Below are 21825 nucleotides of genomic sequence, written 5' to 3' on the forward strand. Positions count from 1 at the left end.
GAGCGCAATGGATAACCGACGTCTGATCCTTCTACTGGTCTTCAGCTTTTCCATCCTGATGCTCTGGGATGCCTGGCAAAAACACACCATGCCCAAGCCGCAGGTGGCAACGGTGACCAATTCCGGGTCTGCGGCGGTGCCGGCGCCGACGCTTTCCGATGCGACTCCGGCGGTAGTTCCTGGCGCCACTATGGCAGCGTCGGCCAGTACGGATGTTCCCCGAACGGTGATTCGAACCGACCTGCTGACCGCCGAAATCTCGGCCCAAGGGGGGGATCTGAGCCGCCTGGAACTGAACAAGCATCTGGCCACCGGCGACACCAGCAAGAATTTCGTGCTGTTCGAGTCGGATGGAACCCATGTTTATCTGGGGCAGGGTGGGTTGATCGGTGAGGGACTGCCCAATCACAAGACACTCTGGCGCTTGATTCCTGGTTCGGTGGAGCTGAAGGAGGGTCAGGACAGTGTGCAGGTCAGCCTGGAGGCCCCAGCGGGCGAGGGCTCGGTGGTCAAGACCTATACCTTCCATCGGGGCAGTTACCTGATCGATGTGGCCTATGAGATCAGAGGCAATGCCCGCGCCGATCATGCCTATTTCCAGACCCTGCGTGACGGCAAGCTGATCGAGGGTGCGGGTGGCGCCATGGGGGTCAGTACCTTCACCGGCCCCGCGGTCTATACGGAGGAGGGAAAGTTCCAGAAGGTCGCTTTCGAGGATATCGCCAAGGGCAAGCACAAGCATGTGACCAAGGCCAAGGATGGCTGGATCGCCATGGTGCAGCATTACTTCGTCTCGGCCTGGCTGCCTCAGGAAAGCAGTGAGCGGGAGTTCTATACCCGCAAGCTGGGGGATGATCTCTACGCTGCCGGCGTGATCCTGCCGGTGGCCGATGGCAAGGTCCAGGCCCGACTCTATGCCGGGCCCCAGGAGCAGGCCAAGCTGAAGCAGATTGCCCCTGGTCTGGAACTGGTGGTGGACTACGGCTGGCTGACAGTGATCGCTTCGCCGATCTTCTGGATGCTGGAACTGCTGCACAAGGTGATAGGCAACTGGGGCTGGTCCATCATCGCCCTGACGGTGTTGATCAAGCTGGCCTTTTTCCCCCTCTCGGCCGCAAGCTACAAGTCCATGGCCAAGATGAAAGTGGTGACACCCAAGCTGATGCGGCTGAAGGAGCTGTATGCGGATGACCGGGCACGGCTGAATCAGGAAATGATGGATCTCTACAAGAAGGAAAAGATCAATCCCCTGGGCGGCTGCCTGCCGATCCTGATCCAGATTCCGGTATTCATTGCTCTTTACTGGGTGCTGCTGGGCGTGGTGGAAATGCGCAATGCCCCCTGGCTGGGCTGGATCGTGGACCTATCCACCAAGGACCCCTATTACGTGCTGCCCCTGATCATGGGCGCCACGATGCTGATCCAGACCAGGCTGAATCCGACGCCGCCGGATCCGATGCAGGCCAAGGTGATGATGATCATGCCCGTCGTGTTTACCGGTATGTTCCTGTTCTTTCCTTCGGGACTGGTGCTCTACTGGATCGTCAATAACGTGCTGTCCATCGCCCAGCAGTGGCAGATCACGCGGATGATCGAGGGCGGTGAAAAGAAAGCCGCCTAGCGACACCATTGCCGCCATCGCCACGGCACCGGGGCGTGGCGGCATAGGCGTGGTCCGGGTCAGCGGCCCGGATCTGGCGCCTTTTGCCGAGGTGCTTTGCGGGCGCCGACCCGAGGCCCGACGGGCTCTCTTGAGCAGCTTCCGGGATGAGCAGGGCATGGCCATCGACCAGGGCATCCTGCTTTATTTTCCGGCGCCCCATTCTTTTACCGGCGAAGACGTACTGGAACTCCAGGGCCATGGCGGACCCCTGGTGATGCAATTGTTGCTCTCCCGCTGCCTGGCCCTGGGGGCCCGGGTTGCGGAGCCGGGGGAGTTCTCCCGTCGCGCCTTTCTCAATGACAAGCTGGACCTGGCCCAGGCCGAGGCCGTGGCGGACCTGATCGAGGCCGGTACGGCTGCCGCTGCCCGTTCCGCGATGCGTTCCCTGAGCGGGGAATTTTCCCGCGCTGTTCATTCCCAGGTGGAGCGGCTGATTGAATTGCGCCTGCTGGTGGAAGCGACCCTGGATTTTCCCGACGATGAGATCGACGTTATCCGGGACACCGATGCGGCGGCCCGGCTGGCATCCCTGGGCGCCGATCTGGCGGCCTTGCGGGCGCGGGCGCGGCAGGGCAGCCTGTTGCGCAGCGGGCTCCATGTGGTGCTGGCAGGGCTGCCCAACGCCGGCAAGTCTTCCTTGCTCAATCGTCTGGCGGGGGAGGAGCGGGCTATCGTCACCGAAGTGGCTGGCACCACCCGCGACGCCCTGCGTGAAACCATCCAGATCGAGGGTATTCCCCTGCACGTGATCGACACCGCCGGCCTGCGGGAGACCGAGGACGTGGTGGAGCGGATCGGTGTTGAACGGACTTGGCGCGAGATCGAACGGGCCGACGCGGTATTGCATCTGGTCGATGCGCGCACCGGGGTGACCCCGGCTGACCGTGTCATTGCGGTTCGGCTGCCCGGCGGTAACCGCCGCCTGGTGCTGCACAACAAATGCGACCTGGCCCATCTTCCGCCAGCCCGTTGGGAGGAGGGGGGGCAGGTGCATTTGCGCCTGTCGGCCAAGTCTGGTGCCGGCATCGACCTGTTGCATGACGAGTTGCTGCGCATGGCTGGCTGGCAGGGCCACGGCGAAGATGTGATCCTGGCCCGGGAGCGTCACCTGGAGGCCCTGGCCGAGGCCCAGTTGCGACTGGATGCGGCGACGGGTCAGTTGGGACGGATCGAGTTGTGCGCAGAAGAGTTGCGCCTGGCTCAGGAGGCCCTGTCCCGGATTACCGGAGAGTTCACTCCGGACGACCTGCTCGGAGCGATTTTCTCCCGGTTTTGTATTGGCAAATAGTTTCACGTGAAACCATTGGGGCAGTGGTTTCACGTGGAACAGGTGGCTTCGATTTTGTCGGTGGGAAGCGTATGATTGCGCCTCTTTTTCTCCGCTTCCCGTGATGTTGTATCCCACCCGTTTTGATGTGATTGTTGTTGGCGGCGGCCATGCCGGCACCGAAGCTGCCCTGGCGGCGGCGCGGGCCGGGGCCAACACCTTGCTGCTGACGCACAACATCGAGACCCTTGGGCAGATGTCCTGCAATCCCTCCATTGGTGGTATCGGCAAGGGGCATCTGGTCAAGGAGGTGGATGCCCTGGGCGGCGCCATGGCGGCCGCCACTGACGAGGCTGGTATCCAGTTCCGCATTCTTAATGCCTCCAAAGGGCCGGCAGTGCGCGCCACTCGGGCCCAAGCCGACCGCCTGCTCTACAAACAGGCGATTCGCAGTCGCCTGGAGAATCAACCAGGGTTGACCTTGTTCCAGCAGGCGGTGGACGATCTCACCCTGGAAGGCGACCGAGTGAGCGGGGTGGTAACCCAGATCGGCATCCGTTTCGAGGCCGCTGCGGTGGTGCTGACCGCCGGTACCTTCCTTAATGGTCTGGTTCATGTGGGGCTGGAGAATTTCCGCGCCGGTCGCTTCGGTGATCCCCCTTCGATCTCCCTGGCCCAGCGCCTGCGGGAGTTGCAATTGCCGGTGGGCCGGCTCAAGACCGGCACGCCGCCGCGTCTGGATGGCCGTACCATCGATTTCTCGGTGATGGAACCTCAGCCTGGCAATGATCCGGTCCCGGTGTTTTCCTTCCTGGGCTCGGCCGCTCAGCATCCGCGCCAGGTGCCCTGCTGGATCACCCACACCAATGCCCGCACCCACGACATCATCCGCGCCGGGCTGGACCGTTCGCCGATGTTCACCGGGGTGATCGAGGGGGTCGGACCTCGCTATTGTCCCTCCATCGAGGACAAGATCCATCGCTTCGCCGGCAAGGACAGCCATCAGGTGTTCATGGAACCCGAGGGGCTGAACACCCATGAAATCTACCCTCAGGGCGTCTCCACCAGCCTGCCCTTCGATGTGCAGCTGGCCCTGGTACGCTCCATCCGGGGTCTGGAGAATGTTCATATCCTGCGCCCGGGCTACGCCATCGAATACGATTATTTCGATCCCCGCAACCTGAAGGCGTCCCTGGAAACCAAGTCCATCGCCGGGCTGTTCTTCGCCGGCCAGATCAACGGCACCACCGGCTATGAGGAGGCCGCCGCCCAGGGGCTGCTGGCTGGCGTCAATGCCGCCCGCTACTGCCGGGAGCTGACTCCCTGGTGCCCGCGCCGGGATCAGGCCTATCTGGGGGTGCTGGCCGACGATCTGATCACCCGGGGCGTCTCCGAGCCCTATCGGATGTTCACCAGCCGTGCCGAATATCGGCTCTCCCTGCGGGAGGATAACGCCGACCTGCGCCTGACCGAGATCGGCCGGGAACTGGGCCTGGTGGATGAGGTGCGCTGGACCGCCTTCTGCCGCAAGCGGGAAGCCATCGCCCGGGAGGTGGAGCGGCTCAAGGCCACCTGGGTCAATCCGCGCTTGCTGCCCGAAAGTGAGGCCTGCCGGGTGCTGGGCAAGCCCATGGAGCGGGAATATCGCCTGTTCGATCTGCTGCGCCGCCCCGAGGTCTCCTACGCCAGCCTGCTGACCCTGCCGGATGCCGGGGTGGCCCTGGAGGATGCCCAAGTGGTGGAACAGGTCAGCATCCAGGCCAAATACCAGGGCTATATCGATCGTCAGCAGGACGAGGTGGAAAAAGCCCTGGCCAATGAAACCCTGGCCCTGCCGGTGGATCTGGATTATGGGGAGGTGCGTGGCCTATCCATTGAGGTGCAGCAGAAGCTGAACCAGCACCGGCCGGAAACCCTGGGTCAGGCCTCCCGTATCCAGGGGGTGACGCCGGCGGCGATTTCCCTGCTGCTGGTTCACCTCAAGCGGCGCTTACCTCGGGAGGGTGCCGCTTGACGCCGGCCGAAACCCTGCACCAGGGACTTGCCGCCCTGTCCCTTGGCCTGCCTGCCGAGGCCGAGCCCCGTCTGCTGGCCTACCTGGAGCTGCTGAAGAAATGGAACCGGGCCTACAACCTGACGGCAATCCGGGACGAGGGCGAGATGATTACGCATCATCTGCTCGATTCTCTTAGTCTGGCGCCCTATCTGACCGAAGTGCATAACCTTGCCGACATAGGCAGTGGTGCCGGTCTGCCCGGCATTCCCCTGGCCATTGCCCGGCCTGGCCTGGCAATCACCTCGGTGGAGACCGTACAGAAAAAGGCCGCTTTCCAGCAACAGGCCCGGATAGAGCTGAAACTGGAAAATTTCACCATGCATTGCGGACGGGTGGAGCGCTTTGAGGGACAATTCGAGGCCGTGACCTCCCGCGCCTTTGCCGAACTGGCGGATTTTGCCCGTTTGGCCGGCCATCTGGTGGCCGAGGGAGGGCGCCTGTTGGCCATGAAAGGTCTGTTCCCCGAGGCAGAAATCGCCCGTCTTCCCGCTCCTTGGCGGATGACGGAGAGTTATCCGTTGCTTGTGCCTGGCCTGAAGGCTGAAAGACATTTAATCGTGCTGGAGAGAAGCTGACGATGCATATCTTCGCCATCGCCAACCAAAAGGGCGGAGTGGGCAAGACCACCACCAGTGTCAATCTGGCGGCAGCCCTGGCCCAGCAGGGGCAACGCACCCTGCTGGTGGATCTGGACCCCCAGGGCAATGCCACCATGGGCAGTGGCGTGGACAAGGGCAGCCTGGCTTGCTCGGTCTATCAGGTTCTGCTTGGATTGAACGAACTGGCCGATGCCCGGGTTGGCTCTCCCAGTGGCGGTTACGATGTGGTGCCGGCCAATCGGGATCTGGCCGGTGCCGAGGTGGAGATGGTAAGTCTGGAGCAGCGCGAGGTGCGCCTCAAGCGGGCGCTTCAGGCCCACCGGCAGGAATATGACTTTGTCCTGATTGATTGTCCCCCATCCCTGTCGATGCTGACCCTGAACGGCCTGTGCGCCGCCCACGGGGTGATCATTCCCATGCAGTGTGAGTACTATGCCCTGGAAGGCCTGTCCGATCTGGTGAATACCATCAAGAAGGTCCATGCCAACCTGAACCGGGAGTTGCGCATCATCGGCCTGCTGCGGGTCATGTTCGACCCACGCAGCACCTTGTCGAAACAGGTCTCGGATCAGTTGGAGCAGCATTTTGGCGACAAGGTGTTCAAGACCGTGGTGCCGCGCAACGTGCGTCTGGCCGAGGCCCCCAGCTACGGCATACCCGGGGTGGTGTTCGACAAGGGCTCCAAGGGCGCCCAGGCCTATCTGACATTCGCCGCCGAAATGATCGAGCGGGTAAAAATCTGGAAGGAAGAACAATGAATCCGCCAAAGCTGAAGGGGCTCGGACGGGGTTTGGATGCGCTGCTGGCGGCCAACAATGCCCCCGAGAGCAGTCGTCAGGAAACCCTGCCGGTGAGCAACCTGCAACCGGGCAAATACCAGCCCCGGACCCGCATGGATCCCGGTTCCCTGGAGGAGCTGGCGGCCTCCATCAAGTCCCAGGGCCTGATCCAGCCCATCTCGGTGCGTCCGGTGGGCGGTGGTCGCTATGAAATCATCGCCGGTGAGCGGCGCTGGCGGGCTTCCCAGATTGCTGGGATGATCGAGGTACCGGTACTGATCCGGGATATTCCCGACGACGCGGCCCTGGCCATGTCCCTGATCGAGAACATCCAGCGGGAGGACCTCAATCCTCTGGAGGAGGCGGCAGGCCTGCAACGCCTGATCGACGAATTCGGCATGACCCACCAGCAGGCTGCCGATGCCGTGGGGCGTTCCCGTCCGGCCGCCACCAACCTGCTGCGCCTGCTGCATCTGGCCAAGCCGGCCCAGGACATGCTGATGGCTGGCGACATTGAAATGGGCCATGCCCGAGCTCTGTTGCCCCTGCCCAAGACGGAGCAAGGCCGGGTGGCGGCACTGGTGGTGGATAAAGGCTTCTCGGTGCGCGAAACCGAGCGCATTGTTAATCGGGAACTGCATCCGGTGGAGAAAAAAGCCACCGACCGGGGGGCTGATCGTGATCTGCTGCGTCTGGAGGAGGAGCTTTCCGATGGTCTGGGTGCCATGGTCAAGATCGCTGCCAACCGCAAGGGAGCCGGCGCCCTCACCATCCGTTTCTCCAGCCTGGATCAACTGGACGGGATTCTGGCCCGGTTGCGCTGACAATGGTCATCTATAAGATATATATTGAAAGTGTTGGCGAATTGGTGCCCGGATTTGACTTCGGCCGTCTTAAGCCGTATATTCCCGCCCCTTTGGCGTGGTCGGACCTGCTCAAAGGGAAACAGGGGCGTGCATAAAGTCCTGTTCCTGCAATTCGTGGCGGTGGTCCTGGTAACGGCAATTGCCGGTTTTTGGGTCGGCACGCGGGGGGCGGTTTCCGCATTGATCGGTGGCGCTTCCTACTTCCTGCCCAATCTGGCCTTTGTTCTACGCCTGAAAATCGCGGCCGCCAGCGGCCGCGCCAGCACGGCGACCTTTTTTGCTGCTGAGTTTTTCAAGGTTGTCGCGACGATCGGAATTCTTGCCCTGGCGCAGCGATATTTCGACGTGCATTGGCTGTCACTGCTCGTCGGTCTGTTCGCGGCGCTGAAGGCGAACTTATTTGCATTTTTGCTAAAGACTTGAATATGGCGACCGGTCACGAAGAAGCTGCCGCCCAGGCACCCAAGGCGGGCGATTACATTGTCCACCACCTCACCCACTTCAATTCCACAGGGCATAAACAGGCCGACATCATCGATTTTTCGGTGATCAACGTTGATACCCTGTTCTATTCGGTGACTCTCGGCCTGATCACCGTCTTCCTGCTCTGGCTGGCGGCGCGCAAGGCCACGTCCGGCGTGCCCGGCCGCTTTCAGGCGGCGGTGGAGTTCATGGTGGAGATGGTCTCCGACCAGGCCAAGGGCATCATTCACTCGGCGGAGTCCCGCAAGTACGTGGCACCCCTGGCTTTGACCGTATTCGTCTGGGTATTCCTGATGAACGCCATGGACTTCCTGCCCCTCGACGTGCTGCCCAATATCTGGCAGGCGATTACCGGCGACCATCACGCCTACATGCGCGTGGTACCCACCGCCGACCTCAACGCTACCCTCGGCATGTCCATCGGTGTGCTGCTGCTGTGCATCTACTACAACGTCAAGATCAAGGGCTTCGGCGGCTGGGTCCATGAGCTGTTCACCGCGCCCTTCGGCAGCCATCCGGTGCTCTATCCGATCAACTTCGCCATGCAGTTGATCGAATTCGCCGCCAAGACCATCTCCCACGGCATGCGGTTGTTCGGCAACATGTATGCGGGTGAGCTGGTGTTCATGCTGATCGCCCTGATGGGTGCGGCCTGGTCCGCCGATGGTACCGGGGTGGCACTGTGGATCGGCCAGGTGCTGGCCGGGTCCGTTTGGGCCATCTTCCACATCCTGATCGTGGTGTTGCAGGCCTTCATCTTCATGATGCTGACCCTGGTCTATATCGGCCAGGCCCATGAAGGTCATTGATTTCGCAGTCCCCTTTTTAACCTTAATCTTCAACTAAAGGAGTTGTCATGGAACACGTTCTGGGTTTTGTTGCTCTGGCTGCTGGTCTGATCATTGGTCTGGGCGCCATCGGTGCCTGTATCGGTATTGGCATCATGGGCTCCAAGTATCTTGAGGCTTCCGCCCGTCAGCCCGAGCTGATGAACGCCCTGCAAACCAAGATGTTCCTGCTGGCCGGTCTGATCGACGCCGCCTTCCTGATCGGCGTTGGTATCGCGATGATGTTCGCCTTCGCCAACCCGTTCATCCTCAAGTAATCGCTTCCCTTAAACACGCTTTTAAGGAGCGAATACCGTGAATCTGAACGCAACGCTGTTTGCCCAGCTGGTTGTGTTCTTCGTGTTGGCCTGGGTCACGATGAAGTTCGTGTGGCCCCCCATCATGAAGGCACTGGACGAGCGGGCGCAGAAGATCGCCGACGGGCTCGCGGCTGCGGACAAGGCAAAAGCCGATCTGGTCCACGCGGAAAAAAAGGCTACCGACGAGCTGCGCCGTGCACGCGAGTCCGCTGCCGATCTGCGCGTTGGTGCCGAGAAGCAGACTGCCCAGCTTCTGGACGAAGCCCGTGCCGAAGCTGCGCGCATCGTCGCCGCTGCTCGTGAAGCCGCCGAAACCGAAGCCGCCGCTGCTTCCCAGCGTGCCAAGGAGGCCCTGCGCGAGCATGTGGCCCAACTGGCTGTGGCCGGAGCCGAGAAGATTCTCCGCAAGGAGATCAACGCCCAGGTCCACGCTGATCTGCTGGCCCAACTCAAGTCGGAGCTCTGATCCGCCATGGCCGAGAACGTCACCCTGGCGCGTCCCTACGCAGAGGCCGCGTTCCAGTTGGCCAAGGGCGCCGGTAACGGCGCTGCCCTGGCTGCCTGGTCCCAGTCCCTGGGGCGCATGGCGGCCGTGGCCGCCGCGACGGAGATGGGCGAGTGCATCGCCAGTCCCCGCCTGATGCCCGAGCAACTGGCCAAGTTATTCACCGACGTGGTCGGTGAGGGACTTTCGGCCGAGCAGCAGAACTTTGTCCGTGTCCTGGTGGATAACGAACGGCTGACTTTCCTGCCGGAAATCGCCCAACTGTTCGATGAGTTGAAGAACAGCCACGAAGGCAGCAAGGATGCCGACGTGGAGTCGGCCTTCCCCATGGACGATGCCGCCTTGCAGGTCCTCGTGGCCGATCTCGAGCGCAAGTTCAACTGCAAGATCAAGGCGACTGTCCGCACCGTGCCTGAACTGATTGGCGGTGTCCGCATCGCCATCGGCGACGAAGTCATCGACGCATCCGTCCGCGGCAAGCTTGCCGCCATGGCCACCGCGCTAAAGAATTAGGAGCAATTCCATGAACCTCAATCCCTCTGAAATCAGCGACCTGATCAAGAGCCGGATCCAGAACATGCAGTTGGCCGCCACCGCCCGCAATGAGGGCACTGTGGTTTCGGTCACTGACGGCATTTGCCGCGTTCACGGTCTGGCCGATGTGATGCAGGGCGAAATGCTGGAATTTCCCGGCAACACCTTCGGTCTGGCCCTCAACCTGGAGCGCGACTCCGTCGGCGCCGTGATCCTGGGTGAATACGAGCACATCACCGAAGGCGACACCGTCAAATGTACCGGTCGTATTCTGGAAGTGCCGGTCGGACCCGAAGTACTGGGTCGCGTGGTCAATGCCCTGGGCGAGCCGATCGACGGCAAGGGGCCCCTGAACAACAAACTCACCGACAAGGTTGAGAAGGTTGCTCCCGGCGTTATCTGGCGTCAGTCCGTGTCCCAGCCCGTGCAGTCCGGCCTCAAGGCCATCGACGCCATGGTGCCCGTGGGCCGCGGTCAGCGCGAGCTGATCATCGGCGACCGCCAGACCGGCAAGACCGCCGTCGCGGTGGATACCATCATCAACCAGAAGGGCCAGGGCGTATTCTGCGTCTATGTCGCCATCGGCCAGAAGGCTTCCACCGTCGCCAACGTGGTGCGCAAGCTGGAAGAGCACGGCGCCATGGAATACACCGTGGTGGTGGCGGCTACTGCCTCCGAATCCGCCGCGATGCAGTACATCGCCCCCTACGCCGGCTGCACCATGGGCGAGTACTTCCGCGACCGCGGCATGGACGCCCTGATCGTTTATGACGATCTGACCAAGCAGGCCTGGGCCTATCGCCAGATATCCCTGCTGCTGCGCCGCCCCCCCGGCCGCGAAGCCTATCCCGGCGATGTGTTCTACATCCACTCCCGCCTGTTGGAGCGCGCCGCCCGCGTTTCCGCCGACTACGTGGAAAAGGTCACCAACGGCGAGGTCAAGGGCAAGACCGGCTCCCTGACCGCCCTGCCGGTGATCGAAACCCAGGCTGGCGACGTGTCCGCCTTCGTGCCGACCAACGTGATCTCCATTACCGACGGTCAGATCTTCCTGGAAACCGACCTGTTCAACGCCGGCATCCGTCCTGCCATGAACGCCGGTATCTCGGTGTCCCGCGTCGGTGGCGCGGCCCAGACCAAGGTCATCAAGAAGCTTGGTGGCGGTGTGCGTCTGGCCCTGGCCCAGTACCGGGAACTGGCGGCCTTCGCCCAGTTCGCCTCCGACCTGGACGAAGCCACCCGCAAGCAGCTGGAGCGCGGCCGCCGCGTGACCGAACTGATGAAGCAGCCCCAGTACGCCCCCCTGTCGGTGGCGGAAATGGCGATCTCCCTGTATGCCTCCAACGAAGGCTACATGGACGATGTGGATGTGGCCAAGATTCTGCCTTTCGAATCCGCCCTGCATCAGTTCGTCAAGCAGAAAAACGCTGATCTGGTGAGCAAGATCGAGACTTCCAAGGACCTGGACAAGGACGCCGAGGCGCAGTTGAAGGCCGCGGTCGAAGAGTTCAAGAAGTCCTGGGCGTAATCCTTAAACCCTTTTAAGGAGAGCGATCATGGCAGTCGGAAAAGAGATCCGCACCAAGATCAAGAGCGTCCAGAACACCAAGAAGATCACCAAGGCCATGGAGATGGTGGCCGCCTCCAAGATGCGCAAGGCGCAGGAACGGATGCGGGCCGCCCGCCCCTACAGCGAGAAAATTCGCCGTCTGGCGGCCAACCTCTCCCAGGCCAACGTGACCGACTATCGCCATCCCTTCCTGGTCAAGCGGGAACCGGTGAAGCGGGTCGGCGTGATCCTGGTGACCACGGACAAGGGCTTGTGCGGCGGCCTGAACACCAACATCCTGCGCCTGCTGTTGAGCAACATGCGGCAATGGGAACAAGACGGCGTGAGCGACATCCGCGCCACCTGCATCGGCAACAAGGGTCTCGGCTTCGTCCAGCGCATGGGCGGCAAGGTCGTTTCCCATGTCACCCAACTGGGCGATACGCCCCATCTGGAAAAACTGATCGGACCCATCAAGGTCATGATCGACGCCTTCCAGAACGACGAGCTGGATGCCGTGTATGTGGCCTACACCCGCTTCATCAACACCATGAAGCAGGAACCAGTGATCGAGCAGTTGCTGCCCCTCACGGGCGAGCGGCTCGGTACTCCCGACGGCTCCTGGGATTACCTCTACGAGCCGGACGCCCAGACCGTGATCGACGATCTGCTGGTGCGCTACGTGGAAGCCCTGATCTATCAGGCCGTGGCCGAGAACATGGCTTCCGAGCAGAGCGCGCGGATGGTGGCCATGAAGTCCGCCACCGACAACGCCGGCAACGTGATCAAGGAACTGCAACTGGTTTACAACAAGGCCCGGCAGGCGGCGATCACCAAGGAGATTTCCGAGATCGTCGGCGGTGCGGCGGCTATTGCGGGCTGATCAGCGGGTTAACGGATTTTTAGCATTGAGGAAACAACCATGAGCAACGGAAACATCGTCCAGTGCATCGGCGCCGTGGTGGACATCAAGTTCCCCCGCGAAGCCATGCCCAAGGTCTATGACGCCCTGGTTCTCGACGACGCCAACATTGGCAACGCCGAGACCGGCCTGACCTTCGAAGTACAGCAACAGCTCGGCGACGGCATCGTGCGTACCATCGCCCTGGGCTCCTCCGACGGCCTGCGCCGCGGCATGAGCGTGAAGAACACCGGCGCGGCCATCTCCATTCCGGTGGGCCATGGCACCCTGGGCCGGATCATGGACGTGCTGGGTCGTCCCATCGACGAAGCCGGCCCGATCCAGGCGGATGAAATTCGCCCGATTCACGCCCGTGCACCCAAGTTCGACGAATTGTCCCCCGCCACCGAGCTGCTGGAAACCGGCATCAAGGTGATCGACCTGATCTGCCCGTTCGCCAAGGGCGGCAAGGTGGGCCTGTTCGGCGGCGCCGGCGTGGGCAAGACCGTGAACATGATGGAGCTGATCAACAACATCGCCAAGGCGCACAGCGGTCTGTCCGTGTTCGCCGGCGTGGGCGAGCGTACCCGTGAGGGCAACGACTTCTACCACGAGATGAAGGACTCCAACGTGCTCGACAAGGTGGGCATGGTGTTCGGCCAGATGAACGAGCCTCCCGGCAACCGTCTGCGCGTGGCGCTGACCGGCCTGACCATGGCCGAGAAGTTCCGCGACGAAGGCCGCGACATCCTGTTCTTCGTCGATAACATCTACCGCTACACCCTGGCCGGTACCGAAGTGTCCGCCCTGCTGGGCCGCATGCCTTCCGCCGTGGGCTACCAGCCCACCCTGGCCGAGGAAATGGGCCGCCTGCAGGAGCGCATCACCTCCACCAAGGTGGGTTCGATCACCTCCATCCAGGCCGTGTATGTGCCTGCGGATGACTTGACCGATCCGTCGCCCGCCACCACCTTCCTTCACCTGGACTCCACCGTCGTGCTGTCCCGGGACATCGCCGCCCTGGGTATCTACCCCGCCGTGGATCCCCTGGATTCCACCTCCCGCCAGCTCGATCCGCTGGTGGTGGGTGAGGAGCACTACTCCGTGGCCCGCGGCGTGCAGATGACCCTGCAACGCTACAAGGAACTGCGCGACATCATCGCCATTCTGGGCATGGATGAACTGGCGCCGGAAGACAAGCTGGCCGTGGGCCGCGCCCGCAAGATCCAGCGCTTCCTGTCCCAGCCCTTCCATGTGGCCGAAGTGTTTACCGGCTCTCCCGGCAAGTACGTGACCCTGAAGGACACCATCAAGGGCTTCAAGATGATCGTGGAAGGCGAATGCGACAACCTGCCCGAGCAGGCCTTCTACATGGTGGGCGGCATCGAGGAAGCCTTCGAGAAAGCCAAGACCTTGTAGTGAGGGCTGAGGGCTTCCGGGCCTTTACTCTTCACTCCTCACGGAGTACAAATATGGCAATGACCATTCATGTAGACGTCGTCAGCGCGGAAGAGTCCATCTTCTCCGGTCTGGCAGAATTCGTGACCCTCCCCGGTGAAGCCGGCGAGTTGGGGATTCTGCCTGGCCACATGCCGCTGATGACCCGGATCAGGCCGGGTGCCGTGCGCCTGAAACTGCCTCACGACAAGGAAGAGCTGATCTTCGTCGCCGGCGGCATGCTGGAGGTGCAACCGGGGCTGGTGACCGTGCTGGCGGATACCGCCATCCGGGGCCGTGACCTGGACGAAGCCAAGGCCATGGAAGCCAAGCGCAAGGCCGAGGAGTCCATGCACGACCGGGGCTCCGAAATGGACTATGCCCGTGCCCAGGCCGAACTGGCCGAAGCCGTGGCACAACTGGCGGCCATTCAGCGACTGCGCAAGCACGGCCACTGAATCTGCTTGTCCGACACGACAAAAAAGGCAGCCTCGGCTGCCTTTTTTGTCGTCTGCATCAGCGATAGTCGGGGAAGGGGGCGTGTATTGCCACGGCCACACGGAATATCGTTTATAAATAGAGTCCTGCAATCTTCAAGGGTCTGCTCATGAATCCCTTCGTCTCCAGCCATTCGTGGCGATTTTTCCGAGCCGGTGGTTTCGATCAGGTTCGCCTCGACAGCGGCGCCGATCTGCTGGCCATCGGAGACCTGGACCAGAAGCTATGGGTAGCCCTTTCCTGCCCTACCCGGGGCATAGCGTTCGATGAAGAAACCCTGCGCCTGATCGACAGCGATGGCGACGGCCACATCCGTGCCCCGGAGCTGATTGCTGCCGTGGCCTGGGCCGGCCAGCGTCTGAGCCGTACCGAGGTGTTGGGACAGGATCTGCCCGGGGTGCCTCTCGATGCCATTCGGGAAGAGGCAGATTCGGCGCTTTACCAGGCGGCCCGGGCGATAGTCGCCGATCTGGGACGGCCCGAGGATCAGCCCATCGGCGTGGAGGAAATTGCCGCGGCGGAAACCCGCTGGCTGGAAGCAGCCGAGGGCGCCTGGCGGGAGGCTGCCGTCAGCAGTCCCCTGGGAGAAGCCACAGCGGTGGCCCACGAGGCGCTGGAAGCGGTGCGCGGGAAGATCGACGACTATTTTCTGCGTTGCCGCCTGGCCGCCTTCGATGACTGTGCCGGCGCGGCCCTCAACGCCGATGAGGCCACCTACAGAACCTTGTCCGCGCCGCCCCTGCTGGCGGCTGACACCCTGGCCGGCCTGCCCCTGGCTCGCATCGAGGCCGGGCGGGCGTTGCCCCTGGATATCGGCCTGAATCCAGCCTGGGCGGAGCCGGTGAAAACTCTTAACCAGATGCTGCTGACCCCCTTGCTGGGCGCCCTGGACGGGCTGAGCGAAGCCCAATGGACGGCCGCCAAGGAAGCCCTCGCTCCCTATGGCCAGTGGCTGGCCGCCCGGCCCGGGGAGGTCGGTGTCGCCGCGAGCGCCCTGGCCGATCTGGAGCGGCTGGCCCGCTACGTGCGCGACCTGATGCCCCTGGCCAACAACTTCGTGGCCTTTCGCGATTTCTATACCCGGCGGGGCAAGGCCGTGTTTCAGTGCGGCACGCTGTATCTGGACGGCAGGGCGGCGGAACTGTGCGTGACCGTGGCCGATCCGGTCCGTCATGGGGCACTGGCCACCCTGTCCCGGATGTGCCTGGTGTATTGCGATTGCGTCAGGCGAGGCGAGGCAGGCGAGGAAAAGACCACCATCGCCGCGGCCTTCACCGCCGGCGATGCGGACCAGTTGCTGGCGGGGCGCAATGGCGTGTTCTATGACCGCAAGGGCCGGGACTGGGATGCCACCATCACCCGTATCGTGGATCACCCCATCAGCCTGCGCCAGGCCTTCTGGTCGCCCTATCGCCGCCTGAGCCGCTTCATTTCCGAGCAGGTGCAGAAAATGGCGGCCAGCCGGGCCGGCGCGGCCGAGGCGCGGATGGCCGCGGCGGCCTTGGAAATGGGGCAGCGGGCGGCCTCGCCCCAGGCGGCGCCGGCAGCTCCGTCTCCGCCCTTCGATGTGGGAAAGTTCGCCGGCATCTTTGCCGCCATCGGCCTGGCGGTGGGTGCCCTGGGCACCGCCATCGCCGCCACCGTGACCGGTCTGCTGAACCTCAAGGCCTGGCAGTGGCCATTTGCCCTGATGGCACTGCTGCTGATAGTCTCCGGCCCGGCCATGGTGATTGCCTGGTTCAAGCTGCGCTCCCGCAACCTGGGCCCCCTGCTGGATGCCAATGGCTGGGCCGTGAATGCACGGGCCCGCATCAACATTCCCTTCGGCACCTCCCTGACCGGTCTGGCCCAGTTGCCGCCGGGCGCGGAACGGGCGCTGACCGATCCCTATGCCGACAAGAGCGCCCCCTGGTGGCTCTACCCCCTGCTGCTGCTGGTTGCCGTCGGTTGTCTCTATGCCATCGCTGAACTCGTGACATGAAATACACCATCATCCCCGTGACACCCTTCATGCAGAACTGCTCCCTGCTGATCTGCGAGACAAGCCAACGCGCCGCCCTGGTGGACCCGGGGGGCGACACCGAGCGCATCCTGGCCACCGTTGCCAAGGCCGGCGTGACCCTGGAAAAGATTTTCCTCACCCACGGCCACCTGGACCATGCCGGCGGCGCTGGCACCATCGCCCATCAGTTGGGAATCCCGATCGAAGGCCCCCAGCGTAGCGAAGAAGCCCTGATCCAGTCCCTGCCCGAACAGGGGCGGCATTTCGGCCTGGGTTTCGGCGGCGAGGCCTTCACGCCCAACCGATGGCTGGAGCAGGGCGATGTAGTGAACTTCGGCGAGCAAACCCTGGAAGTCAGCTATTGTCCGGGGCACACCCCAGGGCATGTGATCTACTTTCACCGCGCCAGCGCCATGGCCTGGGTGGGGGACGTGCTGTTCGCCGGTTCCATCGGCCGCACCGATCTGCCTGGCGGCGACCATCGCGCCCTGATCCGCTCCATCCGGGAAAGGCTCTGGCCCCTGGGCGATGAGGTGGAATTCGTCCCTGGCCACGGCCCCAACTCCACTTTCGGCCGGGAGCGCCGCACCAACCCCTTCGTGGCCGATGACCTGTTCTGAGGCAGGACCTTGAAAGCGCTGTAGCGGACCTGAAAAAATGAAAAACAGAAACCTGGAACACCTGTTCGAGAACAATCGGCGCTGGGCGGAAAAAATCCGTGCCGAGGACCCGGACTTCTTTTCCAAGCTGGCGGAACTGCAATCCCCCGAATACCTGTGGATCGGCTGTTCGGACTCTCGCGTTCCGGCCAACCAGATCACCGGCCTCCTGCCGGGCGAAGTCTTCGTTCATCGCAATATCGCCAACATGGTGGCCCATACCGATCTGAACTGCCTGTCGGTGGTGCAGTTCGCGGTGGATGTGCTCAAGGTGCGCCACATCATGGTGGTGGGGCACTATGGCTGCGGCGGCGTGCGGACTGCCCTGGACAACGAGCGCCTGGGCCTGATCGACAACTGGCTGCGGATGATTCAGGATGTGCGGGACAAGCACCAGGCCCTGCTGGATCGCTTTTCCGGCGAAGACCGGACGGATCGACTCTGCGAACTCAATATCGTCGAGCAAGTGGTCAATCTCTCCCACAGCACCGTGGTGCGCGATGCCTGGGCCCGGGGCCAGGAGCTGACCCTTCACGGCTGGGTCTATTGCCTGACCGACGGTCTGATGCGGGATACCGAAATCACCATCTCCCGACCGGAAGACGTGGCTGCCAGCTACCAACATGCCCTGGCCGACATTGCTGCCGGTGGTTGCTGCACCTGCGACACCTCCTGCGGCTAGCCCGATTTCATCGGGAGACGAACATGCCGCGCCCCCCATTCGATCGTGTTCCCACTGTTTTCGCGCTCTCCTTGCTGGTCGGGGGCTGCCTGTTGGTGTTGTGGCCCTTTCTTACCGCACTGGTCTGGGCCGCCATCCTGGCCTCGACCAGTTGGCCGGGTTTTCTCTGGCTGGATCGCCGTGTCGGAGGGCGCCGGGTCGTGGCGGCCAGCCTGATGATTTTGCTGGTGGCCGTGGTTCTGCTTGGGCCGGTGGCCATCGTGGCATTGGTGCTGGCCGACAACGTCGCCGAACTCGACCGAGCCGCCACCGCCCTGTTTCAGAACGGCTTGCCTGACGCGCCCGCATGGCTGGCCAAACTGCCCCTGGTCGGACAGTCCGGCTACGACTACTGGCAAAGGTTCGCTCACGACGGGGCGCAACTGACAGTCGAATTGCAGAAACTGGCCAAGCCGGCGAAGGATGCCGCCCTGGTCGGGGGCCGCATTGTCGGCCAGGGCGTGATTGACATTGCCCTGTCCATATTTCTCGCCTTCTTTTTCTTTCTGCATGGCGAGGCGCTGTCCCGGCGTCTGGGCATCGCCCTGGGCCGTCTGAGCAGAGACCGCGCCAGCTACCTGCTGGGGATCGCCAGAGGAGCCGTGACCGGGGTGATCTACGGCATTCTCGGTACCGGACTGGCCCAGGGCATCCTGGCGGCCATGGGTTTTGCCATCGCGGGCGTACCCGGTGCGGTGCTGCTTGGGCTGGCCACCTTTTTCCTGTCCGTCGTCCCCGTTGGCCCACCCCTGGTCTGGGGCGGCGCGGCGATCTGGCTGCTCCAGCAGGGGGAGCCAGGCTGGGCGGCCTTCGTTGCCGCCTGGGGCTTTTTTCTGGTCAGCATGGCGGATAACCTGATCAAGCCTTTCATCATCAGCCGCGGCGCCAGCCTTCCCTTCGCCGTCGTCTTCCTGGGCATGCTTGGCGGGGTGCTGGCCTTTGGCGTGATTGGCGCCTTCCTTGGCCCGGCCTTGCTGGCGGTGGGCTACCGCCTTGCCATTGAATGGACCGCCATGGAGAGCCCCGCCTGACGCACTCCTCGGGGGTAGTGCTGGCGACCCTGCGCGTTAGGGGCGGGGAATGGACAGAATGTGCCGGCTGATGAAACTGCCCAGGAACCAACGCTTGCCCTGGGGCACCGCCACCGTGGCGCCCTCCAGGGCCGTTCCATCCTGTCTGAACAGGCGGGTCGTGGCCAGGGTCGAGGAATCGAGGGCAGTGACATGGAAGGGCGCTGGACAGTGCCCTGCCACCTTGCCGCAGACATCGGCCCGGTAGGGGCCTTCGAAGCCCGTGGCCAGCAGGCGCCGGCCATCCCAGGACAGCCGCTCGGCCTGGAGCCCGGGCGCCGTCGCCACCTGTGCCCCCGTTGCCACGACCACCTTGCGCACTTCGGCCCGCAGCCCGCCGACGCTGTAATAGACATGGCGCCCGTCGCTGTCGCTCTGGATGCCCTTGGGCAGGGTGCCCCCGGAGCCGGGTATCTGCTTCCAGCCCGCGCCGGGCGCCCAGGTCAGGACAAACCCGGTGTCCTCCCCCCGGGCCACGACAGCGCCGATGCGCGCCACAAGATCGAGCCGGTGGCCATCAATCATGTTGGTGGCGGCAAAGGCTCCCCCGGGCAGGGCCGCCACATCACCCAGCAGGCTGGTCGGCGGCGCCACCACGCAGCCCCGCCATTGGAGACCGTCGCGGCCCAGCTCGAAGAACTCCACCGACTCGCGCACGCCATGGTTCACCACCAGCACCTGCCAGACACCATCGTTCCGGCGGGACAGGTGCAGCCCCCCTGGCGACAGGGCGGAACCGATTTCCTCGGGGCAGGCGGGATCGCCCCAGCCCTTGCGCGGGTTGCTGCGCACCAGGGCACCGGGTCGGGGGTAGGCCGGCACCCTCTCGCCGCTGGCCCCATCCACCCGGGTCAATTGCCCCGGCTTCCAGCTCACGCCGAAAGTGGTGTTGCCCATGTTCATCTGGGTCACCAGCAGATGCCGTCCATCGGGCAGGGCCTCCAGATCGCCGGGCTGATGCAGGCCGCAAATGGGCTTCAACCCGTCCTGGGGCGCACACTCTGCTGGCCCCGCGGCCAGGGCGAGTGGGGGCAAGGCGGCCAGCAGGACGGCGAAAAGGCGGAGCATCACCCCATCGGGGCGCAAGACACGGGGGCGGGCAATGGAGATTTTCATGATGGAACTGTATCGCTTATGGGGGACCCAGAGCGACGTTTTATGGCTTAGGCCCGGAATCAGCCAAAAGACAGGAATTAAGCTTCTGTCATGCAAAGTCGGCTTCCCTGACAAATCACAAGGACGCGGCTTTATGTGCCCCACAAGGTCGACAACGGCGCCGCCCAGATTCCGTCTCCGAGCGGCATCGTCTCGGCACCGTCATAGAGCAATACGCCCATCTTGAATGGGTCGCCCGCGATGCTGGCCAACTTTCTCGGGCCACGCAGATCCCTTTCCTTGACGGTGGCGGCCGCTTTCACCTTGACGCCCACCAGTTTCCCCGCCGCGTTCTCGATCACGACCTCGACCCCTTCTCCACTCGCTGCGACCGAAGGAAGTCCCTGTGGGAGAGAGGGGCCGGGAGAGAGAGGGGAACTCCCCTTAAACGATCTGCAACGCCCTCAAAATCGGCAACTGCTTCTCCGCAAAAGCCGTGGCCTGGGCGGTGAGTTCGGCGAGGTTTTCCTCCGGGGTTTCCAGGGTCTTGATTTCCTTGACCAGCTTTTGGCCTTGAGCGGCGATGGTCTGCCAGACGAGCTGTGCCCATTCGGCGGGCTGCTTCTTGCCCTGGGCGATACTCAACAGAAACAGTTGCTGAAAGCGATTGACGGCAAAGCCACCGCCAGTGACCGGGCTGGCCAGATAGCTGATGTCGTTGCTGCCGCGAGCTTTCTGACACAGGTGAGCGTTGAGCTTGTCGGTTTGCTTCTTGGCCCTGGCTGTCACGGCATCGTCCTGCACCAACGCCAAGTGACCAGCCCCGGTCAGCACCATCGTGGCCTGGGTGATCTGGGCGAAGGCAATCCCCTTGTCTTTCACGGATTGCTCGATCTGGCCGAGGGTTTTGGCCTTGTGGTCGGTGAGGAGGTCGAGGATGGGAGCGTAGACCGCCTCGCTCATGTCGGCCTCGCCCAGAGCACCGGTGACTTTCAACGATACGTCGGGGCGGTGGGTCACCAAGATGACGTTCTGTTGTCTGAGCTGCTCGGCCTGCTCCAGCGCAGTGAGCTTGCGTGCACCCTTGACCCAATAGTCACGGCGGAACTGCTGGTTGACCATGAAATCGCGCACCGTCTCGCGGAACATCGGGTCAGGAATTTCTTTGAGGAAGGCTTGCTGTTCGGCGGTCAGATTGATCGCATCAATATGATCCAGATAATGGGCCGAGCAGGCGTATTGAAGTTTGGCTGGCGCCAAGCATTCGGCCATGGTGGCGAAATGCATGGGGTGCCAGTCACGGTTGAAGTACTCGTGCGCCAGGTAGTGGCGGTTGTAAGCCTTCATGCCTTTGAGGCGGTCTGCCACTAAAGGATTGGCACGGCTAAATGTAGGGTTGGTAGCCAAGAGCTTCTCAGCGAAGTCCAACGCACCATCAATGCGGCTGACAATACCCCGCCCTTCGGTTCCCAGCACCTCGGCATGCTCGGTCATCAGGTGGCGCATCGGCGCAAAACTGGCCCAGCCCGGCAGGGTGTTGTAGCTGATGTAGAGCACACCACCAACCTTTAACTTCTTGCGGATGAAGTCGACGATCACCTGGCGGTTCTCATCGCTAATCCAGCTCCAGATGCCGTGCAGGCCGATGTAGTCAAAATCTGGCAGGTCTGGACGGTTGGCGAACTCGGCAAAGGCCTCGTCATAGAGCTTGGCACCTGCGCACGAAGCGCCAGCCAGTTCCTTGGCAAAGCTGGCTTGGCTGGGGTTGAAGTCGGTGCCGTGCCAGTGCGTCACTGAAGCGGCAGCGTGAAAGTTGGCACTCAGGCCTTGACCAAATCCAAGCTCGCAAGCGCTGCCAACTTCCGGGAAGACCAGCCCCTGGTTCAGAAACGCGAGTTTGACGCGGTGGGGGTTGAGTTCTTGATAGTAGCCAAAGGTGTAGCCAATGTCGGCCACGTAGCCGGCGGTCCAGTCGGTCATGGTTTTCCTTCGCA

General features: G+C 62.9%; 22 protein-coding genes. 19 read left to right on the forward strand and 3 right to left on the reverse strand.

From position 1 onward, the window contains the following. Nucleotides 1–7: 7 nt before the first annotated feature. The 19 genes from yidC to DENOEST_RS18325 all read left to right on the forward strand — a co-directional run bounded on the left by yidC (nucleotide 8) and on the right by DENOEST_RS18325 (nucleotide 18697). Nucleotides 8–1621, forward strand: coding sequence for a membrane protein insertase YidC (gene yidC, locus DENOEST_RS18235; RefSeq protein ID WP_145770393.1), 1614 nt, complete (start codon nucleotides 8–10; stop codon nucleotides 1619–1621). Next, nucleotides 1602–2951 (forward strand): tRNA uridine-5-carboxymethylaminomethyl(34) synthesis GTPase MnmE, encoded by a 1350-nt coding sequence (gene mnmE / locus DENOEST_RS18240; protein ID WP_145770392.1) that lies wholly within the window; start codon nucleotides 1602–1604, stop codon nucleotides 2949–2951. The genes yidC and mnmE overlap by 20 nt, the downstream gene beginning before the upstream one ends. Before the next feature lie 103 nt (nucleotides 2952–3054). Beyond that, nucleotides 3055–4944, forward strand: coding sequence for a tRNA uridine-5-carboxymethylaminomethyl(34) synthesis enzyme MnmG (gene mnmG, locus DENOEST_RS18245; RefSeq protein ID WP_145770391.1), 1890 nt, complete (start codon nucleotides 3055–3057; stop codon nucleotides 4942–4944). After that, nucleotides 4941–5561 (forward strand): 16S rRNA (guanine(527)-N(7))-methyltransferase RsmG, encoded by a 621-nt coding sequence (gene rsmG / locus DENOEST_RS18250; RefSeq protein WP_145770390.1) that lies wholly within the window; start codon nucleotides 4941–4943, stop codon nucleotides 5559–5561. The genes mnmG and rsmG overlap by 4 nt, the downstream gene beginning before the upstream one ends. Before the next feature lie 2 nt (nucleotides 5562–5563). Then, nucleotides 5564–6343, forward strand: coding sequence for a ParA family protein (locus DENOEST_RS18255; RefSeq protein ID WP_145770389.1), 780 nt, complete (start codon nucleotides 5564–5566; stop codon nucleotides 6341–6343). Continuing rightward, on the forward strand, nucleotides 6340–7188 hold the full coding sequence (locus DENOEST_RS18260) for a ParB/RepB/Spo0J family partition protein (protein WP_145770388.1): 849 nt from the start codon (nucleotides 6340–6342) through the stop codon (nucleotides 7186–7188). The genes DENOEST_RS18255 and DENOEST_RS18260 overlap by 4 nt, the downstream gene beginning before the upstream one ends. Before the next feature lie 129 nt (nucleotides 7189–7317). After that, nucleotides 7318–7653 (forward strand): ATP synthase subunit I, encoded by a 336-nt coding sequence (locus DENOEST_RS18265; RefSeq protein WP_145770387.1) that lies wholly within the window; start codon nucleotides 7318–7320, stop codon nucleotides 7651–7653. Between the two features lie 2 nt (nucleotides 7654–7655). After that, entirely contained in the window at nucleotides 7656–8522 is an 867-nt protein-coding gene (atpB, locus tag DENOEST_RS18270; protein WP_145770386.1) for a F0F1 ATP synthase subunit A, read from the forward strand. Nucleotides 8523–8569: 47 nt separating this feature from the next. After that, nucleotides 8570–8818 (forward strand): F0F1 ATP synthase subunit C, encoded by a 249-nt coding sequence (gene atpE, locus DENOEST_RS18275; RefSeq protein ID WP_145770385.1) that lies wholly within the window; start codon nucleotides 8570–8572, stop codon nucleotides 8816–8818. Nucleotides 8819–8855: 37 nt separating this feature from the next. Further along, nucleotides 8856–9326, forward strand: coding sequence for a F0F1 ATP synthase subunit B (locus DENOEST_RS18280; protein WP_145770384.1), 471 nt, complete (start codon nucleotides 8856–8858; stop codon nucleotides 9324–9326). Between the two features lie 6 nt (nucleotides 9327–9332). After that, complete coding sequence (locus DENOEST_RS18285; protein WP_145770383.1) at nucleotides 9333–9878, forward strand: F0F1 ATP synthase subunit delta; 546 nt, start codon at nucleotides 9333–9335, stop codon at nucleotides 9876–9878. 10 nt (nucleotides 9879–9888) lie between these two features. Beyond that, nucleotides 9889–11427 carry a F0F1 ATP synthase subunit alpha gene (atpA, locus tag DENOEST_RS18290; protein WP_145770382.1) on the forward strand — a complete coding sequence of 513 codons (1539 nt, stop codon included), beginning with the start codon at nucleotides 9889–9891 and terminating at the stop codon, nucleotides 11425–11427. 28 nt (nucleotides 11428–11455) lie between these two features. Then, nucleotides 11456–12331, forward strand: a complete 876-nt coding sequence (gene atpG, locus DENOEST_RS18295) for a F0F1 ATP synthase subunit gamma (RefSeq protein ID WP_145770381.1) — start codon at nucleotides 11456–11458, stop codon at nucleotides 12329–12331. A gap of 39 nt (nucleotides 12332–12370) precedes the next feature. Beyond that, nucleotides 12371–13768 carry a F0F1 ATP synthase subunit beta gene (gene atpD / locus DENOEST_RS18300; RefSeq protein ID WP_145770380.1) on the forward strand — a complete coding sequence of 466 codons (1398 nt, stop codon included), beginning with the start codon at nucleotides 12371–12373 and terminating at the stop codon, nucleotides 13766–13768. 53 nt (nucleotides 13769–13821) lie between these two features. Continuing rightward, a complete protein-coding gene (locus DENOEST_RS18305) occupies nucleotides 13822–14244 on the forward strand; it encodes a F0F1 ATP synthase subunit epsilon (RefSeq protein WP_145770379.1) in 423 nt (140 codons plus the stop codon). Between the two features lie 149 nt (nucleotides 14245–14393). Next, nucleotides 14394–16265: a hypothetical protein gene (locus tag DENOEST_RS18310; protein WP_145770378.1), complete on the forward strand. Its 1872-nt coding sequence runs from the start codon at nucleotides 14394–14396 to the stop codon at nucleotides 16263–16265. Continuing rightward, nucleotides 16262–16906: an MBL fold metallo-hydrolase gene (locus DENOEST_RS18315; protein ID WP_145770377.1), complete on the forward strand. Its 645-nt coding sequence runs from the start codon at nucleotides 16262–16264 to the stop codon at nucleotides 16904–16906. The genes DENOEST_RS18310 and DENOEST_RS18315 overlap by 4 nt, the downstream gene beginning before the upstream one ends. Nucleotides 16907–16943: 37 nt before the next feature. After that, the gene (gene can, locus DENOEST_RS18320) at nucleotides 16944–17627 is read left to right on the forward strand and encodes a carbonate dehydratase (RefSeq protein WP_145770376.1); all 684 of its coding nucleotides are present in this window, start codon (nucleotides 16944–16946) and stop codon (nucleotides 17625–17627) included. Nucleotides 17628–17650: 23 nt separating this feature from the next. Further along, nucleotides 17651–18697, forward strand: coding sequence for an AI-2E family transporter (locus tag DENOEST_RS18325; protein WP_145770375.1), 1047 nt, complete (start codon nucleotides 17651–17653; stop codon nucleotides 18695–18697). 36 nt (nucleotides 18698–18733) lie between these two features. Here the strand turns inward: DENOEST_RS18325 and DENOEST_RS18330 are convergent, their stop codons facing one another. From DENOEST_RS18330 to DENOEST_RS18340, 3 genes are all read right to left on the reverse strand, one after another. Continuing rightward, nucleotides 18734–19852, reverse strand: coding sequence for a hypothetical protein (locus DENOEST_RS18330; protein ID WP_145770374.1), 1119 nt, complete (start codon nucleotides 19850–19852; stop codon nucleotides 18734–18736). Between the two features lie 131 nt (nucleotides 19853–19983). Beyond that, nucleotides 19984–20193: a hypothetical protein gene (locus DENOEST_RS18335; protein WP_197970657.1), complete on the reverse strand. Its 210-nt coding sequence runs from the start codon at nucleotides 20191–20193 to the stop codon at nucleotides 19984–19986. Between the two features lie 82 nt (nucleotides 20194–20275). After that, nucleotides 20276–21811 carry a class I SAM-dependent methyltransferase gene (locus tag DENOEST_RS18340; RefSeq protein ID WP_145770373.1) on the reverse strand — a complete coding sequence of 512 codons (1536 nt, stop codon included), beginning with the start codon at nucleotides 21809–21811 and terminating at the stop codon, nucleotides 20276–20278. Between the last annotated feature and the right edge of the window lie 14 nt (nucleotides 21812–21825).

It is taken from the genome of Denitratisoma oestradiolicum (assembly GCF_902813185.1).
Taxonomy (GTDB): Bacteria; Pseudomonadota; Gammaproteobacteria; order Burkholderiales; family Rhodocyclaceae; genus Denitratisoma; species Denitratisoma oestradiolicum.